Source organism: Youxingia wuxianensis (genome assembly GCF_014385085.1).
Classification (GTDB): Bacteria; Bacillota; Clostridia; order Oscillospirales; family Ruminococcaceae; genus Youxingia; species Youxingia wuxianensis.
The window spans coordinates 139543-156433 of record NZ_JACRTD010000003.1 but is presented as its reverse complement, the minus strand read 5'-3'; the positions used below and the strand labels follow the sequence as shown (position 1 = coordinate 156433).

Below are 16891 nucleotides of genomic sequence, written 5' to 3'. Positions count from 1 at the left end.
TAAAAATCCCCTTTTGTTATAAAATTCTAATTTTCTTCATTCACCCCGGCAGCGGGACACAGAAAACGGTCTTTTCCAGCATAAAACTATTCTTAGACTCCCTGATTATATCTTAACTAAAACTTATGTGTCAATAATCTGTGTCATTATTCCCACCTCATTCATATGAAAGCCCTCGTCCCTTTTATGTAAGGAACGAGGGCTTTTTATACTTATTTTTGTGAAAAACTCAAATTATCAAAGCTAACTGCCTGTAAAACGCCATCCCCGCTATCCATATATTCGATGACGACTTTGTCTCCTACCTGAGTCAACGCCAGCTCGTCGCTGAGTACTGCTCCCAACAGATAAATTTTATCCTGCTGGTTTTCCAAAATAATCTTGTACTCCGTATCTCCGCCTAAAATCTCGCTGGCAATACGCAAAACTACCCCTTGGGCTTTGGTCTGTGTGCTTGTATCGGCAATTCCTGCGGAAATTCCAGCACTTTTCAGTCCCAGACGGTAATCCTGTTCCGCCAGCTGGATAGTTTCTCCCGTACCCACTATGGAATAGTTGGTGACTGAAACAAACGCATATTGTTTAATCAGTCCTTCTTTGTCCTTCAGGGCCATAAAATAGGTGGGCTCGTTGCCTAAATTAATAATCAGCGGGAAGGTTGCCCGATAGCCTAGATGCTGCACCTTACCTTCTGCAGACTGCTGGGCCGCTCTTTCGGTAGCGCCGCTCATCTGATAGACCATGGAATCTTTGGTAACCATATCCACCATGATAAAGCCGATAGCGCTGTCATCCGAGCCTACGCTGGTCATGCCGGTGAACAGATAACACCGCCCATTATTGTACACGATCATATGCCCTTCAGACGACCGGAATTTGTCCTTATCCGCAAAGTTCAACCAACCCCGGACATACTCACCCTTATTATCAATCTGGTTAATAATAAAGCTTTCCGGCTGGATACGATCCACCCACTCTGGGATAGTATCAATGGTATAGCGGTTCATTTCCCCGGTAGTGGCATTTACTACATATGCGCCTGTTGCCTCCGGAAGGGAAAATCCTCTTAAATTTTTATAAGTCGTATAGACCCAATAAGGCTGGCCATTGTCATCCAGCTCAAAAGAAGGATCGGCAATCCCAGTAAACCATCCTCCATGGAAACGAACATGGCGGGTAATATCATGGAGCAGATAGCTATTTTCCTGATATTTGATCTTAAAATTTTCCACATACTCCACATCATTGACGTCAGTTGCAGAAACCATCACATACCCAGGCGTACCCGAAAGATTGGTCAGCCATTTGAATACGCCGGAATGTTGAAGCGGAACTACCCATACCAATTTGCCGTTCACCCGCTGAATAGTAGCCTCTCCTTTGACCACCTGGCTGCCCAGAGAAGGACGCTCCCCAAGCTTTTTATCCGCCAGATTAAGCGCCAACTCTTTATCTACCACCGGCACTTGACGTAAATCCACCGCCTGCATATCACTGGCAAATTCCATTACTTGTGAGGTTCCCAGTTGATCGCGGTAGGCCTTCCACTGAATAAATACCGAAGAAAAAATTAACGTCAGCACAATAAATATCCACGGCGCCGCCAGTAAAAATTTTGTCCATTTGGGGAACTTACGCCGGGACACATAATTGACCGGACGTTCCCCCTGGCTTACATCCGGATTAAGCTGAATAATGATCTCCCCAAAACGGAACATCCCCCATACAGCCACAAACCCGGTAATAATCACCGCCCAAAAGACCGCGCCGTCAAAAAACAGCGGATTTAAATTTGGAACTTCGATAAACATATAAACGCCGATAAGTACAACCATTCCGATATAGGTCCACAGTTTGTACTTTTTCATTTTTGACTCCCTACTTTCCCCTATAAAAAGATCTCTATTTTCCATAGTTTCTTTTGACAATAGGATGATTATATCATAATCTTCCCTTATTTCCTTATAAATTCACAAGATTTAATACAATCTTAATATCACAGCCATATTTCGGGAGTCTCCTTTAAAGACTACTTGCTCTTTTTTTCCTCTTCTTTTGTAGGCTCCTCCTTGGGTTTTGCCAGATGGGCCAATCCTTTCAAGCGGCTCCTCTGCTCTGCTCTCATCCGTTTTCTGGATTCTCCCATCCTCTTTGGAGACGCCTTTGGAATTGGAAATTCCGGCGCGCAGTAATCCCCTATAGAAAGCGGCATATCCTTTTTTCCCAACCGGCTGTCGATAAAACGCTTAAACAGCATAAAAATTACCGCGAAGGTAGGCACTCCTAAAAACATGCCGACAAATCCATACAGCCCGCCGAACAAAGTGATGGAAAAAATCACCCATAACGCGGAAAGTCCGGTAGAATCCCCTAGAATTTTCGGTCCCAGGATATTTCCATCAAACTGCTGGAGAATAATAATAAATACAATAAACCACAGAGATTTGATCGGGTCTTCGATTAAAATAATAAAGAAAGATGGTATAGCTCCGATAAACGGGCCGAAATAAGGGATCACATTGGTAATGCCTACGATAACACTGACCAGCATTACGTTGGGCATATTTAATAGCGACATGCCGAAAAAGCAGATAATTCCGATAATCAGAGAATCTAAAAGTTTCCCGTTGATAAAACCGCCGAAAATCCGGTTGGCATCGTTCGCTAGTTCGATTACAAAGTCCGCTTTTTCATTAGGCAGGATAGCATACCAGATTTTTTTTGCTCCGGCATAAAATTTTTCTTTGTCAAACAGCATATAAATCGAGATAATTACACCAATGATAATGGTGAGCATCCCGGATGCGATACGGGCGGTAAAACGCACCAGCCACGGCAAGCACTGACGCAACACCTCGTAAGCAGACTGCATTAATTGACCCACATACTGTTCCAGCACCCGCTGGATTGCTTGGGTATCCAAGCTTTCCCAGGGGATCATAAGCACCAATTTGTTGGCCAAAATATCCAGCGTCTCGATATACTGAGGGATAGAAGCCACTAAACCGCTAATACTGGCAATCAGTTGAGGAATCACAATAACAATAAACACTGTTAAAAACGCGGTAAAGGAAACAAAGGTAAGAAAAATGGAAATTCCCCGGCGCAGACGTTCATTGATATGCTCCTTAAAAATGGGAACCATCAATTTATTTTCAATAAATTTCAGCACCGGATTAAGTATGTACGCCAACCCGAATCCATAGATAAACGGGGTCAGCAAGCCACCGACTGTTCCTAAAAGGTCGGTAAAAAACTCAATATTCAGCACCAGCCCTAAAAAAAGCACTACCGCCGCCAGTACTAAAAATGCATAAATTGCTATAGTGGTATATTTTCTGTTAAATTCCAACTTCATGTCAAAAAATATTTCCTTCCTTTTTCTGCCTATCGAAAAATTATCCTTTTTAGTTATTGTAACATATCTTTTATTTTTATAGAATAGTAATTATCTTATTTTTATCAGTAATTTAACCCGATAATCAATTTATTCAGCACCGCTGCATAAGAAAGCCAGATTAGATAAGGCAGCATTAAAAGAAACGTCCGCTTATTAATACGATAAAAGGCGATGGTTGTAAACAAAGCAATTACAATTAATGCTATAAGCTCCGCAAACGCCAGCTTGAGCCACAGAAAACGGAAAAACAGCGGTGTCCATAAAAAGTTAAGCACCAATTGCACCCCATAAAAGGTCAGCGCTCCCACTCGTTTTTCTTCCGGGACCGATCTTGACATGTAGATCAGATAGGACGCAGTTCCAATCATTAGGTATAAGACCGTCCAGGCCACGGGAAATACCCAGTCAGGCGGAGCGATCGCCGGTAAAATAAGCCGGGAATAAACTTCCTTAATGTCTCCCGACAGCCAAGAACTTAAAAATCCCCCCAGGATAGGAATCACTAGGCATACGGCCAAAGGTTTTAATTTAATCATACCAGACATAAATGTTTCCTCCTCTGCATTTTTGCCAATAATAAAATATATGAACTTTCTAGATTGATTAATCCCTGGAAAAAAGGTATAATTCATAAAGACAATATAGATTTTTAAGGAGTCATCATGAAAAATAATCTGCGTATAAAAAAATGTATCACTTTATTTTTAACTTTTATGAAAATCGGCGCCTTCACATTCGGCGGTGGGTACGCTATGATCCCCTTGATCCAGCGGGAAACGGTAGAGCATCATCATTGGGTTACAGACAGCGATATTTTGGATCTGCTCGCTATTGCCGAAGCCACTCCTGGAGTAATCGCTGTCAATTCCGCTACTTTTATCGGGTATCGAGTGGCTGGTTTTTTTGGCGCTTTGGTTGCTACCTTAGGGGTAGTTCTTCCTTCTTTTGTAACTATATCCATCCTTTCCCTATTTATTATGCAGTACAAACAGATCAAATGGCTCACTTGGGTATTTGACGGTATCCGCGCCGGGGTAGTAGTATTAATTGTCAATGCGGTAATAAAAATAAAACATCAGTGCGCCAAAGATAAATTTAATTCCATTATTATGATTTTGGCTTTTTCCGCAGCGGCGTTTATCAATATGGACGTCATTCTTATCCTTATCGCCGCCGCTGCCGCCGGTGTAGTCCGCCAGATGCTTCTCTTAAAGAAAGTTTCTAAAGGAGGAGGTGACGGCAATGTTTGATCTTCTTTTGTTTACCACTTTCTTTAAAATTGGTCTGTTCACTATCGGTGGCGGGTATGCGATGATACCTATGATACAGCAGAGTGTACTGGCTCACGGGTGGATGACAGTTACGGATATGATCGATTTTATCGCCATCAGTGAATCTACTCCTGGTCCCTTCGCGGTGAATATCGCCACTTTTATAGGGATGACCAGAGGCGGTATTTCCGGGGCGCTGGCCGCTACTTTAGGGGTGGTGCTGCCCTCGTTTATTATTATTTTGCTGATCGCCCGGTTTTTCCTAAAATTTCAGGACAATACTTGGGTGAAAGCGGTGCTTACCGGGGTGCGTCCTGCGGTAGTTGGGCTGATCGCTTCTGCCGCCCTCTCTATATTTGTAGTCAATATTTTCCATGGCGTGTCTCTTGAGGGCCTGCTGGCTTCCCATACGCTTCCGGCAGTCAACTGGAGAGGTCTGATTATCGTAGCCGCTATTTTGGTGATCGCCCGCTGGAAACCAAAACTTCACCCTATTTTCTTAATTTTAATTTCCGGCGCGCTGGGAGTTGTTTTGCATCTTGCGCTCCCCTTCTTAAATTAGGAGGTTGATTGGTATGAATAAGAAAAAGGCCGCTCAACAGGCGGTGGAACTGTTAAAGCAGGAATATCCGGATGCAGGATGTTCCCTTACATATGAAAAGCCCCATGAACTGATGATCGCCACCCGTTTGGCGGCCCAATGTACCGACGCCAGAGTCAATATCGTATGTAAGGACCTGTTTCAAAAATATCGCTCCGTAGAGGATTTTTCTAAGGCACAAGTAACCGATGTAGAAGAAATTATCAAATCCTGCGGGCTTTATAAAACCAAAGCAAAAGATATCGTGGCTATGTGCCGGATGCTGATGGAAAAATATAACGGCCAGCTTCCGGATACAGTGGAGGAACTGACCAAACTGCCGGGAATCGGACGCAAAACCGCAAATTTAGTAGTGGGAGATATTTATCATAAGCCGGCTATTGTGTGCGATACTCATTGCATCCGCATTACCAACCTGCTGGGGCTGACAGATTCAAAAGATCCCCTCAAAGTGGAAAACCAGCTCCGGCCCCTGCTTGCGCCGGAAGAATCCAATAATTTCTGTCACCGGCTGGTGCTTCACGGCAGAGCGGTATGTGTTGCCCGTCGTCCCAACTGCGAGGCCTGCGTGTTAAATGTGTGCTGCAAGCACTATGCAGACATAAAAAAGTAAAAATAAAAAGCGCCTGATAACTAAAAAGTTATCAGACGCTTTTTTAATTGGTATAAAGTTTGATTTTATCTTCCTCAATACCCGCTTTCATTAAAGCCGGGGGATGATCCGGATCCTGTACCAGTATCAGGCAAATTTCATCTTCCAGCTCCTTACGGATTACTGTGCGCAAATCCCGGGCGCCGCTCTTTTTGCCATACGCTTTTTTCGCAATATAGGCCAGCAGCTCTTCCGTATACGCAAATTTAATTCCTTTTTCTGCCAAGGGTCCTTTCAGCTCATCCAGCATCAAAGCAGCAATGCGCTTAAAGTCCTCTTCGTCCAGAGGCCGGAAAGCCACCACTTCGTCTACCCGGGCTATAAACTCTGGCCGCAGGAAATCACTGAGCGCTTTCATGGCCTTCTCTTTGGCCATCTCCCCCTGGGTGCGGTTAAAACCAAGGGAACTTTCCTTAAACTGGCTTCCTGCGTTGGAAGTCATAACAATAACCGTATTTTCAAAAGAAACTACCCGACCATGAGCATCGGTAATTTTACCCTCATCCAAAATCTGCAGCAGAATATTCAGCACATCCGGATGAGCCTTTTCAATCTCGTCAAACAGTACTACCGAATAGGGCCGGCGGCGTACTTTTTCTGTCAACTGTCCCGCTTCGTCATACCCAACATATCCCGGAGGCGAGCCTACGATTCGGGAAACCGAATGTTTCTCCATAAATTCAGACATATCCAGCCGGATCAACGGATCGGTATCGTTAAACAGTTCTTTGGCCAGTACCTTGACCAGCTCAGTTTTTCCAACGCCGGTAGGTCCTACGAAGATAAAGGACGCTGGACGGCGTCTGGAGCTGATCTGTACCCGGCTGCGGCGGACTGCCGCAGCTACCAGATGAACCGCTTCGTCTTGGCCGATAATTTTTTCTTTAAGAGCATCCTCCAGCCCGGCTACCCGGCGAAGCTCCGTCTCTTGGATTTTGCTGGCGGGAATCCCCGTCCAAAGTTCGATTACCTTGGCCAGATCCTCCTGCGTTACCGGCTGTCCTAAGGCGGCGGGGGCTAACTCTTTGAGCTTTTCATCCAATACAATCTTATCCGCCCGCAGTTTTGCTACCGCTTCATAATCGATCTCATCGGTGCTGTTTTCCATTTCATCCAGTTCTTCACTCACATCTCCAAGCTCTTTGAACATCTTGTCATATTCCGCCAGCTTTGGATTGCGAAGAACCGCGCAGGAGCACGCTTCATCCAACAAATCAATCGCCTTATCCGGCAAAAAACGGTCAGTAATGTACCGCTCGGAAAGGACTACGGCGCTTCTGGCGATCTCATCGGTGACATTGACTCTGTGATGCGCTTCATAATAATTTTTAATGCCTTTGATCACATCCACGGTATCGTCAATGGACGGTTCATTAATAGTAACTGGCTGGAAACGGCGTTCCAAAGCCGCGTCTTTTTCAATATTTTTTCGGTATTCGTTAAAGGTGGTCGCCCCGATCACCTGGATTTCTCCCCGGGACAGCGCCGGTTTTAAAATATTGGCGGCATTCATGGAACCTTCTGAATCTCCCGCTCCTACAAGGTTGTGCACCTCGTCAATAAACAAAATAACATTTCCGGCGGCCTTGATATCTTCCACCAGTCCTTTTACTCGGCTTTCAAACTGCCCCCTGAACTGGGTTCCCGCGATAAGAGCAGTTAAATCCAGCAGATACAATTTTTTATCCGCCAAACGAAAAGGCGCGTTGCCGCTTGCCAATCGCAAAGCAATTCCTTCCGCAACCGCTGTTTTTCCCACACCCGGCTCTCCAATGAGACAGGGATTGTTTTTGGTGCGGCGGTTGAGAATTTGCATCACGCGGTATATCTCTTTTTCACGGCCGATAATCCGGTCAATCTTCCCTTTTTCCGCTTTTAGAGAAAGGTTTTCACAGTAAGCATCCAAATATTTATACTTTTTTTCCGGCACATTTTTGCGGGAAGTTTTATCAGAATTTCTTGACGCGGGACGTTCCTTTGGCTTGACTGGAACCTCGCCGGACGAATCTTTTTCTGAGGCAACCAATCCGGAACCGCCTAACAGGTTCTGTAAAAACGGCAGCTGCTGGGCGCCTCCCATTTCGAACCCTTCTTCTCCTTCGCCTCCTAAGATATCCATCATCTGATCCGACATGGACTCTAAATCGTCCTCGGTAATTCCCATTTTATCCATAATATCGCTCACGGGCTTTAGCCCCATCTCTTTGGCGCACTTCAGGCACAGGCCTTCATTGATGGTTTTATCTCCTTCAAGGCGGGTCATAAAAACTACCGCTAGGCGTTTTTTGCATCTAGAACATAACATATCCATTTAACTTAATCACCTTATTTTCTCAGTATCCACAAGACTAGGGACACTACAATACAATTGATACCCATTCTACTTATTTCTTATGAACTGCATATGAAGAGTATGTAATTTTTTCTTCGCAAAAAACAAAGTTATCACTATCTTCCATTGGAAGAACGGATCATCCTTAAAAACAAAAAACAATATCTTGCGAAAGAAAAAATCATAAATAAAGCAAGCACCATCAGCATCACTAAGATGTTCGTATCCGGCAGGTCCGGGCGCGCGATGATAATAACCATGATCACATAAAACATCACCGTAGAAAGCTTGCCAAACCACTTTGCCCCTTCGATAGTGATATTCTTTTTCATCAACCGAATCCCGCCAAGAAGCATAAGAACATCCTTGGCGATAAGAAGCGCATAAAGCGGCCACCACTGAGGTTTTCTGATCCATAAAGCGCAGATCACCGATGCCAAGGTCAACTTATCCGCCATAGGATCGAGAATTTTCCCCAACTGTGTAATCATATGAAAACGGCGGGCAATAAATCCATCTACCGTATCACTTAAGCCCGAAAAAACCAATATTCCTGCCGCAATATAATAATCCTCTGGACCCGACGCTGTCAAATAGGTCCATAAAAAAACTGGGATCAATAATATCCGCATTACGGAAAGGCTGTTGGGAATATTAAAATTCATTGCCATTTCCTCCAATGACAAAACTTTCTATAGATAAAAAGCCTCTAACAAATTTAGTCGGTAAAAACGGCTGAACAGATAGGAATTTTGCGCGCTCTGCTCTGTAAACAGCCACCAGCCATCAGGATACATGCCAAAAATAGCATGAAGTAAAATAGCGAATACATAAACCATTAACAAACCTTGTAAAATTCCTATCGCCCCTCCTAATAGGGAGTTAAGCGCCCCTAGTCCGGGAATATAATTAATAATATTCAAGGCGCTTAAAATCCCCGATGCCACCATGGATAACAGGGCGAAACATGCGACAAATACAAGCATCCCGATAATAGACGTTACCAGCGGAGCAATCGTTTCATCCGCCGCTTTTTCCAACAATTCTTCTGGGGACACAGACTCTAATAAGTTATCCAAATCTTCCTGGGTTACTCCCAGGCGGCTAAGAAATTTATCCGGCATCAACTCATAAATGGTTTCCCCGGTTTCTTGCGTTTTTTCCTGGATGGAGTTTTGCAGCGACGGCTCTACTATCCGCTGATAAATCATCGGCGCCGCCGCCTGACTTATTAAAGAAGATGCTATAATTACCGCGATATATGCAGCCATTTGGATTACTGTGCGCAAAAAGCCACGCTTTGACGCCCGGCGCATGTAAAACCACACAGCACCAATTACTAAAATATCAAACACCAAAGGGATAAGAACTTCCATAACAAATCCTTTCCTGTACAGCCACAGCCCGCTTAAGGCTATTTTTATTGTAGCAAACTTTTCCTTCCTTTTCAATCGATCCTAACAGATAAGAATGTCTGCCCTCTCCTATACAGTGGAGAAAATATCTCTCATTTATGCTTCAGGTTCCAGATTGTCATAGTCAAGCAGCGGCCCTGAGGAGGTCTCCTGCTGGGAAGATGAGGGCTGCGTATCGCTGTTTTCCTGTTCGGGGGCGCTTGCAGGCTCAGGTAAGCTTTCCCTCTGGGAAGAGGGGTCCTCTCCAGAATTGCTTTGCTCTTCAGAGGAAGAAACATCCTCCGAGGACGCTTCTATCTGTGATTTTTCCTCTTCTTCATCTCTCTGAGAGGAGGAGTCCTCCTTCTGGGAAGATTTTTCCCCGTCGGAAGACGCCGGCGTACAAAGCTTTGTAATATTCAGCGTATCGATAATATCATTGGTGCAATAGTACAGCGTTTCACCAATAGGTTGAATATGATAGACGTTATTCATCTTTATCTGCGCAGCAGGCTGTCCGTCGTAACTGCAAATCTCAATCTGGTCTTTGGAGAGCAGATAAATATACTGCTCATCCACCTCAATGTTGGTGATGCTGTGGTCAATCGGAAATTCACCCAGCAGGTTCAGCCATTGGTCATACACTTCGCAGCTAAGCTCTTTTTGCTGATCGTAACTTCCCAGCACGAATACGAGTCTGGACCCCAGTTCTCCTGCAATCCGGTCCAAAGGTTTGTTATTATAGCTGACATCGGACAATTCTTTCAAATTATCATCCATCAAAATCGCACGTTTATCCGTAATTATTCGGATCATGTTGTTTTCCAACGCTTCTACTGAAAGTATCAGCTCATCCATCAGATCAAAAGAATTTAATTTCTGCTCCACATTAAATTGATACTGAGAAAGGGTGCTTTTAAATTGTCCATCCTGTACATCCACAGTGGCTACCGCCATAGAATTGCGGTTATCCGACAGAGTAAAATCAATAATTGGCTCTTTGCTGGAAAAGCGAAAAATCTCTTCATCGTTTTTATTAAACGCTATAATTTGCGCCGCGTACTCGCTGGCTCCGGTGGCTACCGCATAATTTCCGTTTTCCGCCAGATCCCCGGCATAGATCATATTCTCCATATCTATGGTATTCACTAAGCCCGTACGGGAATACAGGGCAAATTTTTTCCCGCCCCGATCATAAAGGATCATTTTCTTTTTTCCAGTGACCAGCACTGGTTTTCCCATCCCGTGCTGCTCGTTCATCAGCTGTTTTCCAGTGGAGTTATAGGTATAGATGTTGGTGTCGCTGAGCAAGACGATAGAATCTTCCACATTCGCAAGCCTGCTCATTTTTCCCCCCGGCAAATCTACCGGATACCCGGCGCCAGTAGCAAGCTCTGCCTTTAAATCCCCATACGCAGATTGTAGGTCCAGCTCGCTGGCCTTTTCTACTAGGATCACCGCTCCATATACCAATATTCCAACCACCGCTAATGCCAGTAGGTTTCTAATTGTACGCCGGCGCGCCCGGCTTTTACGTACCTTTTCAAGGTCGGTCAGTGTGGCCATTAAGCCGCCCGCCTTTCCTAAAAAAATCTAATCGATTGTGTCAATAATATACCATATTCAGGCAAAGTCCATGTGCTGGAGCCGTCTGCCCAGCAAGAGCGCGGTCTTTGCCTTCAATAATCTTTACAATGCCGGCATAATCCAGCTTTCCCTGGCCGGCTAAAAGCAGTGTCCCTGCCATGATCCGCACCATATTGTAAAGAAAACCGTTTCCTGTGACAGAGAATAAAACAATATTCCCTTCCCGGGTAACATCCGCCTGAGTAATCCTGCGCACATGATCCTGCACCGAAGAGCCGGAGCTACAAAAAGCGCTGAAATCATGTTCTCCCAAAAACGCTTTTGCCGCCTGGTCCATAAGATTCACATCCAGCGGATATTTGAAATGATACAGCTGGTCGGTTAAAAAAGGATTTCTCACCGAACAGTTCCAAATTTTATACACATACTGTTTGCCTTTGCAGCTATAGCGGGGATGAAAATCCAAAGGCACTTCATAGCAGTCAAATACAGCAATATCCGCCGGAAGATTTACGTTCATCGCACGTACTAAAGCGTCACAGGGGATCGCCTGATCTGTTTTCAGCGTCAGTCCAAAAGCGTTCGCGTGAACCCCCGCGTCTGTACGGGAACAGCCTTTGATATCCAGGCGCTTATGAAACACCTTTTCCACCGCGTCCTGCACGGTAGACGCTATGGTTACTGCATTCTCCTGCACCTGAAACCCATGATAATTAGTCCCTTTAAAACTTAAAAGCAAAAACAGCTGCCGCTGTGTTTGTTGTTCCATTGCGTTTCTCCTACATAGGCAAAATCACCGGAGCGTATACGTTGATTAAAATAACTCCAACAATACAAATCGCTACAAATATGCCGGAAAAGATATCCCTGCTGTGGATTTTCAGTTGTTTCATTCGGGACCTTCCTTCCCCGCCCCGATAGCAGCGACATTCCATCGCCAGGGCAAGTTCATCCGCCCGACGGAAAGCCGAGACGAATAAAGGGATCAAAATCGGGATCAGCGCTCTCGCCCGCTGCATCAGACCGCCGGTTTCCAAATCCGCCCCTCTGGCTTTCTGGGCGGACATAATCTTATCCGTCTCTTCAATCAAAGTAGGAATAAAGCGAAGTGCGATAGTCATCATCATCGCCAGCTCATGCACCGGCAATTTGAAACGCTTTAGCGGGTTGCACAGCCGTTCAATGCCATCGGTTAAAGAGATGGGAGACGTGGTATAGGTTAACAGAGAGGTCCCCGCAATCAAGCAGATTATTCTTATGGACATGACAACTGCGGTAGTGACCCCCTCCAGCGTAATCTTGATAATCCAAAAGGCAACCAGCGGCGTACCGTCAATAAAAAACATATTGAGCACGGAAGTAAAAATGATAATAGGCACTACCGGTTTTAAGCTTTTTAAGATCATCCGCGGAGGAATTTTAGAAATTCCATAGGTAAATACCAAAAATAAAATACCAATAAGAAGCCCAATGGGATTGCTCGCGATAAACAGCATTACAATATAAGCGAGAGTAAGAACAATTTTCATTCTCGGATCTAATTTATGAATTGCCGAGCTGCCGGGGAAATATTGGCCAATAGTAATATCTCGCAGCATCGCCTACACCCCTTTCTCTGCCAGCAGGCGAAGAATTTCCTGTTTGGCATAGTCCATGGTGTATACACTTTCATTTACATCAAAGCCCCGTTCGCGCAACTGCATAAATACCCGGGTGATCTGAGGAACAGAAAGCCCCATTTCGGTAATCTCCTGAGCGCGGGAAAACACCTTTGCAACATCATCATACATCGCTACTTTGGATTGATTAATCACAAGTACCTTACGGGCATATTTAGCGATATCCTCCATGCTATGGGAAACCAGAAGCACTGTGGTATGCCGGGCGCGGTGATACTCTTTAATCTGTCCTAAAATTCGTTCCCTGCCCTTTGGATCCAGACCCGCCGTAGGCTCGTCCAGAATTAAAATATCCGGATTCATGGCCAGCACCCCTGCAATCGCTACCCGGCGCTTTTGCCCTCCTGATAGCTCAAAAGGCGACTTTTCCAAATATTTTTCTTTCAGCCCTACAAAATGGCAGGCCTGATATACGCTTTCTTTTATTTGTTCCGGGTTCATTCCCATATTGGTGGGGCCAAAAGCGATATCTTTAAATACCGTTTCTTCAAACAGCTGATATTCTGGATATTGGAATACCAGTCCCACTTTAAAACGATAGTCGCGGATATTTGTATCAGGAGCCCAAAGATCTGTTCCATTAATAAGAACACGGCCAAAGGATGGTTTTAACAGTCCGTTAAAATGCTGAATCAGGGTGCTTTTTCCCGACCCGGTATGGCCGATGACTCCCACAAACTCCCCTTGTTCTATTTCTAAATCAATATGGTCTACCGCCGTTTTCTCAAACGGCGTTCCCTGAGAATAAGTATACGTTAGCTGTTCTGTCTTAATTGCTATCATCGCACGCCCTCCAAGAGCGAAGTCAGCGCCTCCACGCATTCTTCTTCGGTAAGAATATCATCCGGAAGATTGATCCCGGCACGGCGCAGTTCATGGCAAAGTTCGGTTGTCTGAGGTACATCCAGCCCTACCTCCTTGAGAATCTGTACATGGGAAAACACATCCCTTGGGGTCGAATCAAACAGCAATTCCCCATCATTCATCACTACTACCCGGTCGCACTGAGCGGCTTCTTCCATATAATGAGTGATTAAAACGACGGTAATATTATGCTCCTTATTCAGCTTGCGGATGGTAGTAAGCACTTCCCGACGGCCTTTTGGATCCAGCATCGCCGTCGGCTCGTCCAAAATGATACACCGGGGGCGCATAGCAATGATCCCAGCGATGGCAATACGCTGTTTCTGCCCGCCGGACAACTGATGAGGAGCATGATCCTTATATTCATACATCCCCACATCTTTTAACGCCTCATCCACTCTTCTGCGAATTTCCGCCGGCGCTATTCCTAAGTTTTCCGGCCCGAAAGCCACATCTTCTTCCACAATCGTCGCCACTATCTGATTATCCGGATTTTGGAACACCATCCCTACCTGCTGGCGAATCCGATATATTTCTTCCTCATTTTTAGTATCAATTCCACAGGCGGTCACCTTTCCCTCCTGAGGGACAAGGATCGCGTTAAAATGCTTGGCAATCGTACTTTTCCCGGAGCCGTTATGTCCTAGTATGGCCACTAATTCTCCTTCTTGAATGGAAAGACTGATGTTTTTCAGAACAATATTAAGTTCGTTGTCCTCTTTGAGGTAACCAAATGTTACGCCCTTTGCCGAAAGAATTTCTGGCATGGTTTGTCCTCTTTTCTATCGAAAGTTGGCGCCGTCACGGCCCATTCTGGGCCGACGCCGCGAAGCGGCCCCAGGCCAAAGCCCAGCTTTGGCCGGACGGCGCCCGATCACTGCCGAGTCCACACAGCTGTGCTGCCGCAGGGCAGAGTCAGTCCGGTTTTAGCCACCGGCAGACCGATTTCATCCGCCTGCACCTTTCCACCATACTGTTTTCCCACTGTGACGGATAAAATATACCCCATTACCGAGGGCGAAAGCCCCGTGGTATATGAATTTAACAGAAAAAATGCCGGCTGCTCAGAAAGTACCCTGGAGCACAGTTCCACCAAAGAATAGATGTTATCCTCCAGTTTCCACACTTCGCCTCCCGGTCCGCGGCCATAAGAAGGCGGATCCATAACAATGCCGTCATACCGTACACCCCGGCGGATTTCCCGTTCCACAAATTTTTTACAGTCGTCAATAATCCAACGAATAGGCTTTTGTGAAAGCCCGGAAAGCACAGCATTTTCCCGCGCCCAAGCAACCATTCCCTTCGAAGCGTCTACATGGCAAACTTTTGCCCCTGCCGCTGCGCAGGCAAGGGTCGCTCCGCCTGTATACGCAAATAGATTTAAAATATTGAGTTGGCGCGAACTGTTCGTAATAATTTTCTCCATCAGGTCCCAGTTGACTGCCTGCTCCGGAAATAAACCGGTATGTTTAAAGCCTGTGGGACGGATATGAAACCGCAAATCTTTGTAGCCAATCGTCCATTCTTCTTTTGGCAGCTTGCGGATTTCCCAACTGCCGCCGCCAGAAGAAGACCGGTTATATCGGGCATTGGCTTTCATCCACGCCCCGTCCTTTGGGGTATCCCAGATAACCTGCGGATCCGGGCGGATCAGGACAATATCTCCCCACTGTTCCAATTTTTCTCCGCCGCTGGTATCTATGACCTTAAAATCCGTCCACTGATCGGCAATTCTCATGTCTTTTCCCCTTTTAGTTTATCCTTTGCTTTGTATCGTCCTTGCAATTTCTTCTGCAATAGCACTGATTTCTTGTTGATCCTGGCCTTCCACCATGACACGGATCAAAGGCTCTGTTCCTGAAGGCCGTACCAAAATTCGGCCGTTATCACCCAACTGCGCTCCCAAGCGCTGTATCGTTTCTTTAATGTCCGCATCCCTATCCAACGCCGCTTTCATTTCCGGTGTGGCGTGTACGTTAACCAACGTCTGAGGATATGTTTCCATAATAGACGCCACCTCAGAAAGAGGCCGTCCTGTTTCTTTTAAAATGGAAAGAAGCTGCAATCCGGAGAGCTGGCCGTCGCCGGTAGTCATATGATCCAGAAAAATAATATGCCCTGACTGCTCCCCACCGATTCGATAATCTTCTTGCAACATACACTCTAACACATACCGGTCGCCAACTTTTGTCGCTTTTGTTAATATTCCATGCTTTTCTGCAAATTTGAAAAGCCCAAGATTACTCATTACTGTAGCCACTGCCGTATTATTTTTTAATTTGCCCTGCCCTTTCATGTGGTGGGCAAACAGGGCGATCATTTTATCCCCATCGACCAATTCCCCATTTTCGTCCACCGCCAAGCAGCGGTCTGCATCCCCATCAAACGCCAGCCCCACATCGTAATCTCCCTGGCGCATTACAGAACAAAGGCCCTCCATATGCGTACTGCCGCATCCCTGATTAATATTTTTCCCATCGGGGGTACAGTTTAGAATATGGCATCGGGCCCCCAGTCCGCCAAATAATTTTTCCGCGGTAACGCTGGCGCTTCCATTAGAACAGTCGATTGCCACCTTCAGCCCGCTTAAATCGCAAGGGATCGTAGTTTTCAAATATTCCACATAATCTTCTACCGCGCTATCTGCGTAAGAGATAGTTCCAATTTCATCGGCAGTTTTAATACCATATGGTTTAATATTATCCAGCACAATCTGCTCGATTTCCTCTTCCTGGGCGTCCAGCAGCTTATAGCCCTGCGCGCTGAAAATTTTAATTCCATTGTATTCAAACGGATTATGACTGGCGGAAAGCATGATGCCAGCGTGCGCCTGGTATTTTTTCACCAGCAAAGCTACCGCCGGGGTAGGAACCACTCCTAAATGTATCACATTGGCGCCGGCGCTGCACAACCCCGCCGCCATTGCCGCTTCCAGCATATCGGAAGAAATTCGGGTGTCCTTTCCTACCAAAAAGGTCGGCCGCCGCCCAATCGCTTCCTCTACTACCATTCCGGCGGCGCGGCCGATATTCATCGCAAGCTCAATTGTTAAATCACCGTTGGCGATGCCGCGCACCCCGTCGGTACCAAAAATTCTGCCCATTAAAAGCA

The 16891-nt window shown here is 45.7% G+C and carries 16 protein-coding genes; 3 read left to right on the top strand and 13 right to left on the bottom strand.

Annotated elements, in window-relative coordinates:
* Positions 1 to 212: 212 nt before the first annotated feature.
* The 3 genes from H8705_RS05030 to H8705_RS05020 all read right to left on the bottom strand — a co-directional run bounded on the left by H8705_RS05030 (position 213) and on the right by H8705_RS05020 (position 3945).
* Complete coding sequence (locus tag H8705_RS05030; RefSeq protein ID WP_262394731.1) at positions 213 to 1868, bottom strand: hypothetical protein; 1656 nt, start codon at positions 1866 to 1868, stop codon at positions 213 to 215.
* A 161-nt stretch (positions 1869 to 2029) separates the two neighbouring features.
* Positions 2030 to 3358: an AI-2E family transporter gene (locus H8705_RS05025; RefSeq protein WP_262394730.1), complete on the bottom strand. Its 1329-nt coding sequence runs from the start codon at positions 3356 to 3358 to the stop codon at positions 2030 to 2032.
* Between the two features lie 104 nt (positions 3359 to 3462).
* Positions 3463 to 3945, bottom strand: a complete 483-nt coding sequence (locus tag H8705_RS05020; RefSeq protein ID WP_262394729.1) for a TspO/MBR family protein — start codon at positions 3943 to 3945, stop codon at positions 3463 to 3465.
* A 117-nt stretch (positions 3946 to 4062) separates the two neighbouring features.
* On the opposite strand from H8705_RS05020, the gene H8705_RS05015 reads away from it, so the two are divergent.
* Genes H8705_RS05015 through nth form a run of 3 tightly spaced genes read left to right on the top strand, consistent with a single transcriptional unit; the run spans position 4063 to position 5885 of the window.
* Positions 4063 to 4650 (top strand): chromate transporter, encoded by a 588-nt coding sequence (locus H8705_RS05015; protein WP_262394728.1) that lies wholly within the window; start codon positions 4063 to 4065, stop codon positions 4648 to 4650.
* Entirely contained in the window at positions 4643 to 5233 is a 591-nt protein-coding gene (locus tag H8705_RS05010; protein WP_262394727.1) for a chromate transporter, read from the top strand. The genes H8705_RS05015 and H8705_RS05010 overlap by 8 nt, the downstream gene beginning before the upstream one ends.
* A 13-nt stretch (positions 5234 to 5246) precedes the next feature.
* Complete coding sequence (nth, locus tag H8705_RS05005) at positions 5247 to 5885, top strand: endonuclease III (protein WP_262394726.1); 639 nt, start codon at positions 5247 to 5249, stop codon at positions 5883 to 5885.
* A 43-nt stretch (positions 5886 to 5928) separates the two neighbouring features.
* On the opposite strand, the gene H8705_RS05000 is transcribed toward nth, so the two are convergent.
* From H8705_RS05000 to glmM, 10 genes are all read right to left on the bottom strand, one after another.
* The gene (locus H8705_RS05000; RefSeq protein ID WP_262394933.1) at positions 5929 to 8229 is read right to left on the bottom strand and encodes an ATP-dependent Clp protease ATP-binding subunit; all 2301 of its coding nucleotides are present in this window, start codon (positions 8227 to 8229) and stop codon (positions 5929 to 5931) included.
* A gap of 143 nt (positions 8230 to 8372) precedes the next feature.
* Positions 8373 to 8921 carry a CDP-alcohol phosphatidyltransferase family protein gene (locus tag H8705_RS04995; protein WP_262394725.1) on the bottom strand — a complete coding sequence of 183 codons (549 nt, stop codon included), beginning with the start codon at positions 8919 to 8921 and terminating at the stop codon, positions 8373 to 8375.
* 27 nt (positions 8922 to 8948) lie between these two features.
* A complete protein-coding gene (locus H8705_RS04990) occupies positions 8949 to 9632 on the bottom strand; it encodes a CvpA family protein (RefSeq protein ID WP_262394724.1) in 684 nt (227 codons plus the stop codon).
* Between the two features lie 135 nt (positions 9633 to 9767).
* On the bottom strand, positions 9768 to 11216 hold the full coding sequence (locus tag H8705_RS04985; RefSeq protein WP_262394723.1) for a DUF5711 family protein: 1449 nt from the start codon (positions 11214 to 11216) through the stop codon (positions 9768 to 9770).
* A 40-nt stretch (positions 11217 to 11256) separates the two neighbouring features.
* Positions 11257 to 12006, bottom strand: a complete 750-nt coding sequence (truA, locus tag H8705_RS04980) for a tRNA pseudouridine(38-40) synthase TruA (protein WP_262394722.1) — start codon at positions 12004 to 12006, stop codon at positions 11257 to 11259.
* A gap of 10 nt (positions 12007 to 12016) precedes the next feature.
* A complete protein-coding gene (locus tag H8705_RS04975; protein WP_262394721.1) occupies positions 12017 to 12835 on the bottom strand; it encodes an energy-coupling factor transporter transmembrane component T family protein in 819 nt (272 codons plus the stop codon).
* A 3-nt stretch (positions 12836 to 12838) separates the two neighbouring features.
* On the bottom strand, positions 12839 to 13699 hold the full coding sequence (locus tag H8705_RS04970) for an energy-coupling factor transporter ATPase (protein ID WP_262394720.1): 861 nt from the start codon (positions 13697 to 13699) through the stop codon (positions 12839 to 12841).
* A complete protein-coding gene (locus H8705_RS04965; protein ID WP_262394719.1) occupies positions 13696 to 14547 on the bottom strand; it encodes an energy-coupling factor transporter ATPase in 852 nt (283 codons plus the stop codon). The genes H8705_RS04970 and H8705_RS04965 overlap by 4 nt, the downstream gene beginning before the upstream one ends.
* 107 nt (positions 14548 to 14654) lie before the next feature.
* Positions 14655 to 15518 carry a class I SAM-dependent methyltransferase gene (locus tag H8705_RS04960; RefSeq protein ID WP_262394718.1) on the bottom strand — a complete coding sequence of 288 codons (864 nt, stop codon included), beginning with the start codon at positions 15516 to 15518 and terminating at the stop codon, positions 14655 to 14657.
* An 18-nt stretch (positions 15519 to 15536) separates the two neighbouring features.
* Positions 15537 to 16883, bottom strand: a complete 1347-nt coding sequence (glmM, locus tag H8705_RS04955) for a phosphoglucosamine mutase (RefSeq protein ID WP_262394717.1) — start codon at positions 16881 to 16883, stop codon at positions 15537 to 15539.
* Between the last annotated feature and the right edge of the window lie 8 nt (positions 16884 to 16891).

What these genes read in the sequence shown, in the direction of transcription:
- H8705_RS05030 (WP_262394731.1), bottom strand. Translation starts at nt 1,868, where the DNA reads ATGAAAAAGTACAAACTGTGGACCTATATCGGAATGGTTGTACTTATC.
- H8705_RS05025 (WP_262394730.1), bottom strand. Translation starts at nt 3,358, where the DNA reads ATGAAGTTGGAATTTAACAGAAAATATACCACTATAGCAATTTATGCA.
- H8705_RS05020 (WP_262394729.1), bottom strand. Translation starts at nt 3,945, where the DNA reads ATGTCTGGTATGATTAAATTAAAACCTTTGGCCGTATGCCTAGTGATT.
- H8705_RS05015 (WP_262394728.1), top strand. Translation starts at nt 4,063, where the DNA reads ATGAAAAATAATCTGCGTATAAAAAAATGTATCACTTTATTTTTAACT.
- H8705_RS05010 (WP_262394727.1), top strand. Translation starts at nt 4,643, where the DNA reads ATGTTTGATCTTCTTTTGTTTACCACTTTCTTTAAAATTGGTCTGTTC.
- nth (WP_262394726.1), top strand. Translation starts at nt 5,247, where the DNA reads ATGAATAAGAAAAAGGCCGCTCAACAGGCGGTGGAACTGTTAAAGCAG.
- H8705_RS05000 (WP_262394933.1), bottom strand. Translation starts at nt 8,229, where the DNA reads ATGTTATGTTCTAGATGCAAAAAACGCCTAGCGGTAGTTTTTATGACC.
- H8705_RS04995 (WP_262394725.1), bottom strand. Translation starts at nt 8,921, where the DNA reads ATGAATTTTAATATTCCCAACAGCCTTTCCGTAATGCGGATATTATTG.
- H8705_RS04990 (WP_262394724.1), bottom strand. Translation starts at nt 9,632, where the DNA reads ATGGAAGTTCTTATCCCTTTGGTGTTTGATATTTTAGTAATTGGTGCT.
- H8705_RS04985 (WP_262394723.1), bottom strand. Translation starts at nt 11,216, where the DNA reads ATGGCCACACTGACCGACCTTGAAAAGGTACGTAAAAGCCGGGCGCGC.
- truA (WP_262394722.1), bottom strand. Translation starts at nt 12,006, where the DNA reads ATGGAACAACAAACACAGCGGCAGCTGTTTTTGCTTTTAAGTTTTAAA.
- H8705_RS04975 (WP_262394721.1), bottom strand. Translation starts at nt 12,835, where the DNA reads ATGCTGCGAGATATTACTATTGGCCAATATTTCCCCGGCAGCTCGGCA.
- H8705_RS04970 (WP_262394720.1), bottom strand. Translation starts at nt 13,699, where the DNA reads ATGATAGCAATTAAGACAGAACAGCTAACGTATACTTATTCTCAGGGA.
- H8705_RS04965 (WP_262394719.1), bottom strand. Translation starts at nt 14,547, where the DNA reads ATGCCAGAAATTCTTTCGGCAAAGGGCGTAACATTTGGTTACCTCAAA.
- H8705_RS04960 (WP_262394718.1), bottom strand. Translation starts at nt 15,518, where the DNA reads ATGAGAATTGCCGATCAGTGGACGGATTTTAAGGTCATAGATACCAGC.
- glmM (WP_262394717.1), bottom strand. Translation starts at nt 16,883, where the DNA reads ATGGGCAGAATTTTTGGTACCGACGGGGTGCGCGGCATCGCCAACGGT.